Annotated in this window: 9 protein-coding genes; 8 read left to right on the top strand and 1 reads right to left on the bottom strand. The window is 43.6% G+C overall.

Features of this window, described 5'->3' with window-relative positions:
- Positions 1–137: 137 nt before the first annotated feature.
- Both IH597_07545 and IH597_07540 read left to right on the top strand, forming a co-directional pair.
- Positions 138–1,013 (top strand): hypothetical protein, encoded by an 876-nt coding sequence (locus IH597_07545; protein MBE0662305.1) that lies wholly within the window; start codon positions 138–140, stop codon positions 1,011–1,013.
- A 430-nt stretch (positions 1,014–1,443) separates the two neighbouring features.
- Entirely contained in the window at positions 1,444–1,740 is a 297-nt protein-coding gene (locus IH597_07540) for a helix-turn-helix domain-containing protein (protein ID MBE0662304.1), read from the top strand.
- 24 nt (positions 1,741–1,764) lie between these two features.
- Here IH597_07540 and IH597_07535 read toward each other — a convergent pair whose 3' ends face one another.
- Positions 1,765–2,019, bottom strand: a complete 255-nt coding sequence (locus IH597_07535; protein MBE0662303.1) for a hypothetical protein — start codon at positions 2,017–2,019, stop codon at positions 1,765–1,767.
- A gap of 117 nt (positions 2,020–2,136) precedes the next feature.
- Here IH597_07535 and IH597_07530 point away from each other — a divergent pair, with 117 nt between their 5' ends.
- The 6 genes from IH597_07530 (at position 2,137) to IH597_07505 (ending at position 13,433) form a co-directional block, all read left to right on the top strand.
- Entirely contained in the window at positions 2,137–2,940 is an 804-nt protein-coding gene (locus IH597_07530) for a hypothetical protein (protein ID MBE0662302.1), read from the top strand.
- A complete protein-coding gene (locus IH597_07525; GenBank protein MBE0662301.1) occupies positions 2,846–3,430 on the top strand; it encodes a hypothetical protein in 585 nt (194 codons plus the stop codon). The genes IH597_07530 and IH597_07525 overlap by 95 nt, the downstream gene beginning before the upstream one ends.
- A gap of 627 nt (positions 3,431–4,057) precedes the next feature.
- Positions 4,058–5,053, top strand: a complete 996-nt coding sequence (locus IH597_07520) for a hypothetical protein (protein ID MBE0662300.1) — start codon at positions 4,058–4,060, stop codon at positions 5,051–5,053.
- 19 nt (positions 5,054–5,072) lie between these two features.
- Positions 5,073–5,879: a nucleotidyl transferase AbiEii/AbiGii toxin family protein gene (locus tag IH597_07515; protein ID MBE0662299.1), complete on the top strand. Its 807-nt coding sequence runs from the start codon at positions 5,073–5,075 to the stop codon at positions 5,877–5,879.
- Positions 5,880–6,304: 425 nt separating this feature from the next.
- Positions 6,305–9,634 carry a helicase gene (locus IH597_07510; protein MBE0662298.1) on the top strand — a complete coding sequence of 1,110 codons (3,330 nt, stop codon included), beginning with the start codon at positions 6,305–6,307 and terminating at the stop codon, positions 9,632–9,634.
- Between the two features lie 25 nt (positions 9,635–9,659).
- Positions 9,660–13,433 carry an Eco57I restriction-modification methylase domain-containing protein gene (locus IH597_07505; GenBank protein ID MBE0662297.1) on the top strand — a complete coding sequence of 1,258 codons (3,774 nt, stop codon included), beginning with the start codon at positions 9,660–9,662 and terminating at the stop codon, positions 13,431–13,433.
- Positions 13,434–13,459 lie beyond the last annotated feature (26 nt).

Genomic DNA, 13,459 nt, shown 5'->3' with positions numbered 1-13,459 from the left:
CACCAATTTTCATCCTAAGAAACCAAAACTTTACAACATGTCTATACTTCCAAACCCGCAAACAACGGGGTTAACACTCCTACGCTTCAAGCTTTATCACTATTGTGTTTTTCTCATGTCTCTAAATGTTACCCGTTATGGCTGACCACTTCCCCAATCTCCACCACGTTCAGTTCTTTGAACACCCTTTTTCCGAACCCACTCAAACCACTCCTGATGATTTCGCCATCATCATCAGCGGCCCTTTTTCTACCCACCAATTTTGTCAGAACCTATTCCAGAAGATCTTCACAATAGGACTCTCCGAAATCGCAGCTTTTCTCGATTATCATTGCAACCAGGTAGAAAACCCAAACCGCTGGCTCAACTCACTTGAAAAATTAATCAAGCTCAACGTTGATCTGTTCGAAACCCGCCCACTACAACACCGTCACACCAAACTTATATCACAGATTGACATAAAGCGCCTTTCCCTGCAGCTACCAACAACCCTACTCCGGAAACACAGCAAAAAACTCAACGGCTACTCCGACGAAAAAGAATACTCCTTCGCCGACGTCCGCGAACATCTCAAAACTTACGAAACCCTCGAAGAAAAAATCGCCCTTCTCCAGGATCAGATCATTGATTATCGTCAGAACCCACCCGACTTCATTTGTACCAAAGAGCAGCCCTTCGATCACCAATGCAACCTCGAAATCGAACGCCTCGAAAAACAGGAATTACTTTACGAAAAAATCAACCGGAAAAAAAACAATGACAAGCAGGGCCACAAAATGCCCTTCAACGGAAATCTGAATTTCCTATGCGATGTATATTATAAGCTGATGATGAAAAGGGCCCCTAATGGTAAGCTCATCCTTCCATGGTCAATAACCCAGGCCACTGAGCATATCTGCAACTCCTTCTGCGAAGCCGACGGTTCATCCCTCAGCCCCACCACCGTCCGAACCTACCTCAGCCCCTCAAAACCAGAAAGCCGCCCCAATTCAGAAAATGAAATGGATATATAAAAAACTATTATTTGCTCCATAAACAAATTGTAGTTATGCAGTTTCCTCATTTCTCCCCAAAAGTCACATAAAAGTCACATTCCCGGTTAAACTCGTTTTGTAAATATTTCTATTTGAATCTATTACAAGCCTCAAAAATCACATTAAAAAATGTGATTGATGTGGCTTTCCAATTTTTGCTCCCTTTTGCACTTTCAATCCAAATTTTTATAATCATGTTTATCAGCAAATTAAGACATGAATCCATGTAACATGTGTGTATATTTAACCCGTTTTTTCAAAAGTCACACAAGCCCCCAAAACGCCCACAGGGCATATTGCTGTATATCTGTTTGTTACAAAAAATCGAGCCACATGTGGCTGCTTTGTGATAGTGTGACTTTAATTTCCTACCTTACTTTGCCGCCATACACTTAAAACCAAAAAGTATATGGAAGCAATCATTATTCCTAAAGATCAGTTCAACGAGCTCCTTGCAAAAGTCGAGCACATCATCAAAACCATTGACGGCATCACTGCCAGCCCCAAAGAATCCTTTGTGGACAATGCCGAGTTCATCCGCCTAATGGGCATTTCAAAACGCACCGCCCAAAACTGGCGCGACGAGCAACGCATCACCTTCTCCCAGATCGGCTCCAAGATCTACTACAAACTCTCCGACGTCGAGCAGCTCCTCGCCGCCAACAACCGTCCGGCCTATCAGCCCCGTAACCGCCGCCGCCTCTGATCCTACAGTTCAACATTCAAATGTTCAACCATCCCAAATAAAATGAACATCAATCTCAAATACCACGATCCCCTCCGGCCTTATGGAAAATGCGTAGTTTTTCGAGGGAAGGGTCTTAAGCGATGGCCTGAGGAGCAATCCGCAGAGTCCGGAGCTACAAAAGCCAACTATGCAATCAACCGTTGCCTCCGGACGGTTCGGATTGCACGGCAGACCCGATCCGTAGAAAACAAGCATTTTCCATACAGCCTTGATCTTTTTGTAAACTTTTTGGATCAAGCCAAAAAGTTTGAAACAATAAAAATCAGACCTGATTTCCGTCCCATCACTCCATTACTCCAACACTCCATTACTGCAACACACAAAAATCGCATCACAACTAAACCCTAAACCCCTATGACCGCAAACCCTGGCTGGATCTCCCTCCACCGCAAAATAACCGACCACCGCCTCTGGCGCAAAAAACCATTCTCCTGGGCTCAGGCCTGGATCGATCTTTTGCTTCTGGCTAGCTACCAGGACCATAAAATCGTTTTCGACTCCGGTATCATCGAAGTCAGGCGTGGTGAAATTCTAACCTCAATTCGCAAACTTTCATTGCGTTGGGGCTGGAGTAGGATGAAAGCAAACCGATTCATTGATGTACTAGAAAGTGATCAAATGGTGATCAAAAAGTGTGACACCAAAAAAACCATCATAACCATCTGTAATTATGACATTTACCAATCTGATCAAAACCCTGTTTGGGACACAGAAAAGCCACAGAAAGGCCACAGACGAGCCACAGAAAAGCCACAGACGAGCACAATCAATAATATTAATAAGGGAAATAAGGGAAATAATGTAAATAATAATATCTCTATCGTTCAATTAAAAGATTCAATAAACATCCCGTTCGATGATTTCTGGAACGCCTACGACAAAAAAGTAGGCAACAAAGAAAAATTGCGCCACCGCTGGTTGTCACTATCGGATTCCGACCGCCAGGCCGCCATGGATTACATCCCGCTCTACCTCCACACCCAGCCAGATAAAAAATTCCGCAAAAACCCCGAAACTTTTCTCAACAACAAATCCTGGACCGACGAACTAATCTTTCCATCCCATGAACCAAAACAAAAATCCGGAACCTCCCGCATTAGCCGAAGCTTTGTCGAAGAAGTCTATTCAGGCCTTCCTCCCGAGCTCCGCCCTGGCTAAAACCGTAACCACTTTTCCGGCAATCTGGGACGCAAAAACACCGACGCTGGGAGGTTTGTCAGTAAAGCTCGGCGAAGACACGGCCAAAAACCTCATCATGGCCTGGATCATCCACCTCAGCGCCTCGCTCAACGTAGGCCGAGGCATGTCCGACTTCCAGATCCGCGACGCCGCCGAGGTCATCCTCATCGAATTCCCCTACCTTACTGTTGCCGACATCGCCTTCGTATTTCGCAAAGCCAAAACCGGCTATTACGGCGAGCTTTACGACCGCCTCGACATCACCGTCATTTCACGCTGGTTCCACCGCCACTGGTCCGAACGCCTCCAGGCTGCCGAAACCCAAAGCTACACCGCCCACCTCCACTCCAAATCCGATCCTTTCCCCCGTTCCTCCTCCGACGATCAGGATCGCACCGCCCACCAGCTTGCCCACTCCCGTTATCTCCTCGATAAATCCAAACCTCCACCCAAAACCCCCACTACCTAAACTCAAAATTCAATTGTTCAATTATTCAAATGTTCTACTGTTCAAATCTCATCGTTAAGGGATGCAATCCCACCTTAGCGGATGGATTCCCTGGATTACGATTCAAAAATCCCCTCCTATCCAATAAAGCTCCTTCAACAATTTCTTGCAGGCAACCATCCCCCTTTGGAAAAGGGGGCAAGGGGGATTTTCTTACTCCTCCATTTCAGAAAAAAGGGATCCATGGCCCACAGGGGATTGAAGCCCTTCTGCCTCCTCGATAAATCCAATCCCTCTTAAATCGGCCCCTGAACTTGTCGAACTGCGATTCTTCATTCAATTGTTCAATTATTCAAATGTTCTATTGTTAAAATCTCACTATTCCATCTCTCCATCTTGAGAGCATCGAAATCCCGAGAGCATTGTGATTCGGGAACTCCACCAATTATCTAATTAACCAATCAACCATTCCACCACGCTACTGCACCACCTCCCAAAACTCCTTACACTCCTTAAACTCCTTAACGTCCTTACCCCTCATTAAAAAACCCCAAAAATAATCATCAAAATGTAACCAAATTCAAACATTGTTCACTATATTTGCCCGTTCATTATTATTGAACCCTAATTCTAAATGAACGTGTAACCATGAAAAACGAGAAAGACATACTTGCCGAAGCCATCAACAGCTTACACAAGTACACCAACATGGAAGCCACCATTGAAGATGGCAGACTGCGCTACGATGCATTTTTGAATATAGCCGGAGAGCGGTTTGTAGTGGAGATTAAATCTGAAATCACCAAAGGCAACAAAGGCATCGTCCTCATGGACCTGAAAAATATCTCCCGCGAAAACAACCTCCCTGTTCTCCTGGTAGCAAAGTATATCCCCATTGAGATCACAAAAGAATACGTAGCAGAAGGAATCAACTGTCTCGATATAGCAGGCAACTGCAACCTACGTAATAACAAGCTTTTCCTGATGATCGAAGGAAAAAAAATGGAGCGCATGGCCAAAGTGAACCAACCCCGTGCTTTCCAGGAAGCCGGCATAAAGCTGATTTTCCAGTTTCTTATTGATCCCCAAAAAACCCAATTAACTTATCGGGACCTGGCCCAACTCGCCAACATCTCCCTGGGTTCTGTCGGCACGATCATGCAGGAACTCACAGAACTGAACTTCATCCTCAGGACAAAACAAACAAAGAAACTGAAGAACGCCAAAGTGCTGCTTGATAGATGGATTACCGCTTACCACGACATCTTAAGGCCAAGGCTGCTGAAGAAGAAAATGCGTTTTATCAACCAGGAGAGCTATAATCGCTGGAAAGATATAAAGCTCGATAAAATTGATGGCCTTGCTTTATGGGGTGGCGAACCTGCTGCCAACCTCCTCACCGGATACCTGCACCCAGGTACTTTCACCATCTATACCGACCAGAACTGGCACGCCTTCAGGGAACTTGAACTTGTGCCTGACGAGGCAGGCAAGGTAGAGGTGCTGGAAATGTTCTGGAAAAAAGAAACAAACCCCGGGGTACCTCCCGTCCTGGTATATGCCGATCTCATGAGCAGCGGCAGCGATCGGAATATCGAAACAGCAAACCTAATCTTCAACAATGAGCTACAATATATCAAGTGATCAGTTCAGCAACCCGGTGCTGAAGGAATTGCTTCACAAGCTAACGGATTTCTTTAAGTCGGCAGGTACTGAATTCTATGTCATTGGTGCAGCCGCACGCGACATCATCATGTCAGGCATACACGCCCAGCAAGCAGGAAGAGGAACACTCGACCTCGACTTAGCCATTGCCATCCCCAACTGGGATAAATATGACGAAATATCTGAAAAACTTTGCAATGAACCTGCATTTTCCAAAGTCAGGAACCAACAGCAACGCTTCCTTTACAAAGAAGTATACATGCTTGATATTGTTCCCTTCGGCGAAATTGCCAAAGCCGACAAATACATATACTGGCCTCCTGATGAATCCATCGCCATGCCTGTCCTGGGCTTCATCGAAGCAGCAAAAGATGCCCTCGAAGTCACCATAGACAACGAGTTACAAATCCGTGTCCTTTCCCTGCCCGGAATCATCATCCTCAAACTCATCGCCTGGTCCGATAGGCACCTCACACACCACCGCGACGCAGAGGACATCGCGTACATCATTGACAATTACCTCTCTATCAACGACGAACGTGCTGCCCGCCATCATTATGATATTTACGAACCCACACCCTTCTCCAAATTCATTGCCGGCGCAACCCTCATGGCCAGGGACATCAAGACTGTTATCGGCGACGAACAATCAGTGCGTGAAAGGTTACTGCTTATCCTCCAAAATGAAGTTGACAAAACCCTGGAGAGCAAATTAATAAACCAAATACTTGAAACCCATCCTTCCCTAAAATACGAGGAGGTCTATGATGCCTTGCTTGCTATGATCAAGGAACTAATCCAGTAAATTTCTTTCCCATTCCCCCTTAGAAAAAGGGGGTCAGGGGGATTTCTTTCCCATTCCCCCTTAGTAAAAGGTGCCCAGGGGGATTTTCTTCAATTCCCCCTTAGTAAAAGGGGGCCAGGGGGATTTCCTCACTCAAACCAACCCCTATTCCAATAAACACATCAAGGTTCCATCACTCCACCACTCCACCACTCCAATACTCCATCCTTATAACAACCGGACTCCCTTACAGCAACACTGTATCACTGCAACACTATTCTTGTCTCTTCCTATGGAAAAACGGATATTATTAGCGCAATAAACCCAAAAATAAACAGGTAAAGCAATTTATCACGCCGCTTTGCTTTATTTCATTCAATTCATTTTCATTTATTGTTTTTGCTTAAGTTTGCTCGTCCGAGTTAACAACGAGAAAAGACTTACTGATGACTACCAACTTCTTCACCAACGAAAACGACAATTCCCTTTTCCGAAAATTTACAGGCGCTTTTGAGAACATTGCCAATCTCTATGCATTTCATGCTGTAGTTGGTTATTTCAGGTCTTCAGGGTATTTTGCAATCCGGGATCATTTGCTCAAACTGCAGGACGTGAAGATCCTGGTCGGTATAAACGTTGACTTGATCAGTGCTGAAGCCAAACGAAGAGGTATGATGTTTTTTGGCGACCCGGAAAGAAGCCGTGACGAATTTGTACGGTGGATGAGGGCTGATATCAAAGAAGCATCCTACAGGCATGAGGTTGAAGAAGGCATCATCAATTTCTTTGAGGATATTGTTGCCAGGAAAATCCAGATTCGGATTCACCGGACAAAGAAGCTGCACGCCAAGATTTATATTTTTCTTCCTGAGCGATTCAATGAGTATTCCGGCGGGGAAGTTATTACAGGCTCGTCTAATCTCACTGATGCAGGCCTGGGAATCCGGGATGAATCAAACTATGAATTCAATGTTTCATTACGTCGCTACGATGATATTAAATTTGCTGAAAGTGAATTTCAGAAATTATGGGATCAGGGCGAAGAACTCCTACCTATTGACATTGAAAGAGTAAAGAAAGGCTCACACATAGGCCAGCTTTTCACACCATTTGAGCTTTACGTTAAACTGCTCATTGAATACTTTGGCAAGCACATTGACTATGATCCTGATTCTGTTGGCGATTTACCGCAAAACTTTAAAAAACTTAGCTACCAGGTTGATGCAGTAAACCAGGGATTTCAGATGCTGCACAACCACAATGGATTTATGCTGGCTGATGTGGTGGGGCTTGGTAAAACTGTTGTTGCAACCATGATCGCCAAGCGCTTTCTGATCGCCAATGGCACTTTGAACACCAAAATTCTCGTGGTATATCCGCCGGCTGTTGAGAAAAACTGGAAGATGACCTTCCGTCAATTCGGCATCGACAAACATGCACGGTTCATAAGCAATGGAAGTTTACATAAGATTCTGAATGACAATCAGGATTACTGGCCCAAGGAAGACTATGATCTGGTTCTGGTTGATGAATCACATAAATTCCGCAACCATACTTCACAAATGTTTCAGAACCTGCAGCTAATTTGCAAAACAAATCGCGCAGTTGAAGGTGATGTTCCTGGGAACAGAAAAAAGGTTATCCTTATATCAGCTACGCCATTGAATAATCGCCCACAGGACATTTATCACCAGCTTTTACTTTTTCAGGATGCACGAAAGTCCAACCTGCCGGTAACCAACCTTCAGGCTTTTTTCGGGCCGCTGATTCAGAAGTATAAAGAAGTCCTTATGGAATCGAAAATCACCGGCAAGCCCGATATAAGAAAACTTCGTAAAATCTATTCCCTTATCCGTGAAAAAGTGTTGGAACCCATCACCGTAAGGCGCACACGCACGGACATTAAGAATTATCCGGCGTACAAAAAAGACATTGAGGAGCAGGGCATACATTTCCCTGATATTGCCGACCCCAGAGCTTTAGAGTATGTGATGGATAAGAAACTTGATGCACTGTTCTTTAAAACTATAAATTATCTGGTTAATGATGAAAAGATTTGCTATGCCCGTTACCAGGCGATAAATGCTCTACTTCCGGAGGTGCAGGACAGATGCGGTTACTGCAATGCTGAAAGGGCTTCAAAGTCCTTGGCTCAAATTATGATGACCCAACTCGTTAAGCGGCTTGAAAGCTCTTTTTACGCTTTCACGAAATCCCTCAACAGGCAGGTGGTTTCTTACCAGCGCATGATTCAGATGTTTGAAAAAGGGAAGATCTACATTGCTCCTGACATCAAAATCAACGAATTAATGGATAAGGAATGGACAGATGAGGATATTGAGGAACTCATTTTGGAATTGTCCGCTGAAAATCCAAAGAACAACATTTTCACGCCAGAAGATTTTCAGGAAGGTTATCTTGAAACCTTGAAAAATGACCTCGCTTCTTTCATCGAACTAGCGGAAGAATGGAAAAAAATTGACCGGGAACGAGATCCCAAATTTGACACCTTTGCCCGATTGCTGCAAAATGAATTGCTTCGTAAAGACCTGAACCCATCCGGAAAACTAGTCATTTTTTCAGAATCAAAGGAAACTACCGATTATCTGAATGCCCGTATGCAGGAACTTGGTTATAAAAAGATCCTGCTGGTGTCATCCGAAAACCGCTCCCGGGTCTTTGAAGATATTATCGTGAATTTTGATGCCAACGAATTTTTAAAGAAATCAGAGGATTATGATTTTCTGATTACAACAGAAGTGCTGGCCGAAGGTGTAAACCTCCATAAAGCCAATATCGTTGTGAACTATGATACGCCCTGGAATGCAACCCGCCTGATGCAACGCCTTGGCCGTGTTAACAGGATTGGCAGCACATCAGATACGATTTACAGCTATTCGTTTTACCCCTCAAAACAAAGCGACGACCTGATCAATCTTTATAACAATGCCTATGTAAAATTGCAGGGATTTCATACCGCTTACGGCGAAGATGCGCGTATTTACACCATAGAAGAAGTGCTTGAAAAAGTAAAGCTTCATGTTGCTGGCACTACTGTAGAGGAGGACAAACGACTGATCTATCTCAGGTTTATCAGGGATTTCAAGGAGAAAAACGAGAAAGAATTTAAGCGCATTGCAAAGCTGCCTGTTAAAGCACGAACTGGCAGATCGGTGAACGCTTCAAAAAAGAATAGCATGAGAGGCGGCAGCCTGGTATTCATGAAATCGCCTTACAAACTTGAGTTCTACAAGGTGCAACATGACAAAAAGCTGGAACCTCTCACTTTTATTGAGGCAGCAGAATTATTTGAGGCCCGCTACAACGAACCATTGAATGAACTCCCGGAATACCATCACCTTCATGTACAATTGGCTGAGCAACGCTTTGAACAGGAATTGCTTGCAACCTGGTCTGATTCCAAAACCGGAGTATCCACTGATGCCACAGCTAACCTTGCAAAGAAATTTCTGCGAGAAAGAAGAGCAGAAAGCAACGATGAAAAGTTCCGGGAATCTGCCACTGCACTCATTGAACTGTTGGAATTGGGAACCATCTCGATGTTGCCCATGGAAATCAAAAAACTCAAAGCCAGGTTCGATAAGAACCAAATCAATAAGCATCAGGCAGAAAATCTGATCATGACGCTGGCAGTTAAATATACCAGTCCGTCAAAGTCCGACGATGAAACCGGCGAAGGCCTGATGGCTGAATTACCCATTGAAGTGACCCAGAAACCTGAAATCATCATCACCGAAACCTTTACACTCGATTAAAGTATTTTCTAAATACGCTTGTAACATGATCCATGCTGCCGAACTAAAAACAATCTTTGAAAAAAATTACCACCGCGCCGAATGGCTCCATGCGTTACGCGAAATATTCCACATCCAGAATCTGCATGCCTCACCACAGCCTGTTGATCTGCCAGCCAACGATTTTGATGCTGTTGCCCATGAACTGGGTTTTTTTGAAACATCCGAAGGACTATTGATTGGCCTATTTGAAGTTTCCATCTCACCAGCCAAACGCCTTGAAAGGATAAAATCTGGCCTGCGCAATTTGCTCCGAAACGTCTATAAACGTGACATGGATGCCGCCCTTATCGTCTTTACCCAGGGAAGCACCTGGCGCTTCAGTTATGCCAGCGAACTTACAGTGGTGAACAAGGAAACCGGAAAGCGGGAAAAGCGTCAGACTGATCCCAAACGCTACACCTACCTCCTTGGTCTCGGCCAGCATTGCCGCACAGCTGCCGAACGCTTCGCCAGCCTGAAAACCAGTTCCGATCTTTTTGATACAAAAATTTCCATCAGTGAAATTGAAAAAGCCTTCTCAGTTGATATTCTCACCAAGGATTTCTACCGCGAACTCAGCAGTTGGTATTTCTGGGCCATCAACCAGGTTACTTTTCCCGATGATGACGAACCCAATGCCGAAGCGCGAAACCCCATTAACCTGATCAGGCTTATCACAAGGCTTATTTTTGTCTGGTTTCTGAAACAAAAAGGCCTGGTTCCTGAAGAGCTCTTCGAGAGAGAAAAAATATGGCCTCACCTGAACAAAGGTTACGAACCCGCAAGCACCTATTACAAAGCCATACTGCAAAACCTGTTTTTTGCCACCCTGAACCAGGAAATGAACAAGCGTGCTTTCCGCAAAGAAGGGCAGAACTACAACGTTACCAACCTGTTCCGTTACAAAAAGTTGTTCAGAAATCCGGACGAAACCATTGAGCTGTTCAAAAACATCCCGTTTTTAAATGGTGGGCTTTTTGAATGCCTCGACAAACCTCATCCTACCGAAAAAACCCCGCAGGGCAATGAGAAGATCGTTCGCATTGATGGTTTTTCTGACCGTGATGATAATCCGCTCTGGGTTCCTGATTACCTTTTCTTTGGAGGCGCTGAAGCTGTTGACCTGAGCCAGGTTTACGACGACAACCGCCAAAAGAACGTGAAGGTGAGGGGCATTATTGAAATTCTGAACAGCTACAATTTTACGGTGGAAGAAAACACTCCGCTTGAAATCCAGGTAGCACTTGACCCTGAATTGCTTGGCAAGGTGTTTGAAAACCTGCTGGCCAGCTATAATCCCGAAACCAAAACAACAGCCCGCAAGCAAACCGGTTCTTTTTACACTCCGCGCGAGATTGTGAACTACATGGTTGACGAATCGCTGATTGCCTACCTGAAGCAAAAACTAAGCGCTGAATCTAGCCCTAGTGAAGAAGAAGCCGAAACCATGCTGCGCAACCTGGTTTCTTATTCCGGCAATGGCAATCCCTTTGGCCAAACGGAAACCCAATGCATAGTAAAAGCCATTGACAGCATTAAGGTGCTTGACCCGGCCTGCGGCTCCGGCGCTTTTCCGATGGGCGTGTTGCAGCAACTGGTACATGTGCTTCAAAAGCTTGACCCCGATAACCGCCTCTGGAAACAATTGCAGATGCAACGCGCACAAGCCGAACTAAAGGAAACCATTGACAGCAGCGATACCGAAACCTTTGCTCAACACCTTAATGAAATTGCCGATGCCTTTACAAATAATGCCGAGGACTACGGCCGCAAACTCTACCTGATTGAAAACTGCATTTATGGTGTGGATATCCAGCCCATAGCCGTACAGATTGCCAAATTGCGTTTCTTTATTTCCCTGTTGGTTGACCAAACCATCAATCCCGAAACGGACAACCTGGGCATAAGGGCCCTGCCCAACTTGGAAACCAAGTTTGTGGCGGCAAATTCCTTGATACCCATTTACCGATATGGTGTGATACTGAGGAGCAACGAAATCATGGCAAAGGAAAAGGAACTTGAAAAAATCAGGCACAAGTACTTTACAGCCAAAACGCCTGATCAAAAGCGCAAGATGCGCACTGCTGATGAAAAGCTGAGAGAAGAGATAGCCTCAATTATTGTTACAGAAGCAATGAGCCTGATAGAAGGTAATAAACTGTTGCTTGAACGCAAAGAGTTAGAATACCAGCAAGCTAACAAAGAAATCAGGAAGTTAAAACACCCAACTGAAATTGAAAAATTTACAAAGCGGCTGAAAAAACTGGCCACTGAGATTGACAAACTTAAAGCGTCCATTATTAATCCTGGCGCGATTGATAAGACCGCCAAACTGCTGGCAAACTGGAATCCTTATGAACAAAACAGAAGCGCAGATTTCTTTGACCAGGAATGGATGTTTGGAGTGAATGCAGGATTTGACGTTGTTATTGGTAATCCACCTTATATTCAAATGCAAAAGGAACAAGGTAAGCTTGCGAAGCAATTTGAGAATGAAGGTTTCGAGACTTTTGAGCGTACCGGCGATATATACACCATATTCTATGAAAGAGGCTTCAGTCTGCTTAAAAACAATGGAGTAATCGTTTACATAACATCAAATAAATGGATGCGGGCAGCCTATGGAAAAAGTCTCCGTAAGTTTTTCGTAAAAGCCAATCCTTTATTGCTTGTTGATTTTGGACAGGCAATGATCTTCGACAGTGCAATTGTTCATTCGAACATTCTATTACTGCAAAAAGCTGATAATAAGCACACTCCTGTCATGTTTCAATTTGAGGATGATAGTTATAACCCAAATATAACCATCCAAGAACATGTTAAACAGCATGGAATTATTAATGCTGACTTATCGGATGAAATATGGACAGTTTCTAGTTCTAATGAAACTTTGATTAAGAATAAGTTTGAAAGTATTGGAGTTACATTGTCTAAATGGAATATTACATTCAATTATGGTATAAAAACTGGTTTGAATGAGGCTTTTATCGTAAATGGTACTATTAAAAAGGATCTTATAGATAAAGATTCAAGAAATGCAGAAATTTTAAAACCAATCTTAAGAGGAAGAGATACTAGAAGATACTATTGCAATTTTGCTGATTTATGGCTGATTTACCTACCTTGGCATTTCCCATTGCATAATGAAAATCATACTGGTTCGTCTGAAATAGCTGAAACCGAATTTAAAAATAGATATAGCACTCTTTATAATTTCATGGATCAATATAGATTCAAATTACAAAGTAGAAATCAGGCTGAAGTAGGTATTAGGTATGAATGGTATGCACTACAAAGATATGGCGCAGACTATTGGAATGAATTTGTAAAACCCAAGATTATTTTCTCAGAAATAGTCAGTGAACCTCAATTCTACTACGACACAAAAGGATATTATCCTGAGGCAACTGTTTTTTTCATTACAGGTGAAAAAATCAAGTACCTGACTGCCATATTAAATTCAAGGGCAGTCACATATGTTTTTAAGAAGTTTTACGCTGGTGGTGAACTTGTAGGAAAGTATCGTTACAAAAAGGCTTTTCTAGAAAAACTGCCAATCCCAGAACCAATTCCATCAATTGAATTGAAAATAGAATCTTTGGTTGATAAGATAACCGCGCTAAAGGCTCAGAACTCTATGAACGTTACCCTTTCGTATGAAATGGAAATCGACGAACTGGTTTACAAGCTTTACGATCTCACTTATGCTGAGGTAAAAATCATTGACCCGGAGTTTTGGTTGAGCGAGGAGGAGTATAAACGTTTAAAGGTTGAATAGCCGGGCAGATTAATATGAATTTAAAA

The sequence above is a fragment of the Bacteroidales bacterium genome, from assembly GCA_014860575.1.
Lineage (GTDB): Bacteria > Bacteroidota > Bacteroidia > Bacteroidales > JAAYJT01 > JAAYJT01.
Note: the sequence above shows the minus strand (reverse complement) of the source record. Positions and strands in the feature narration are given on the sequence as shown.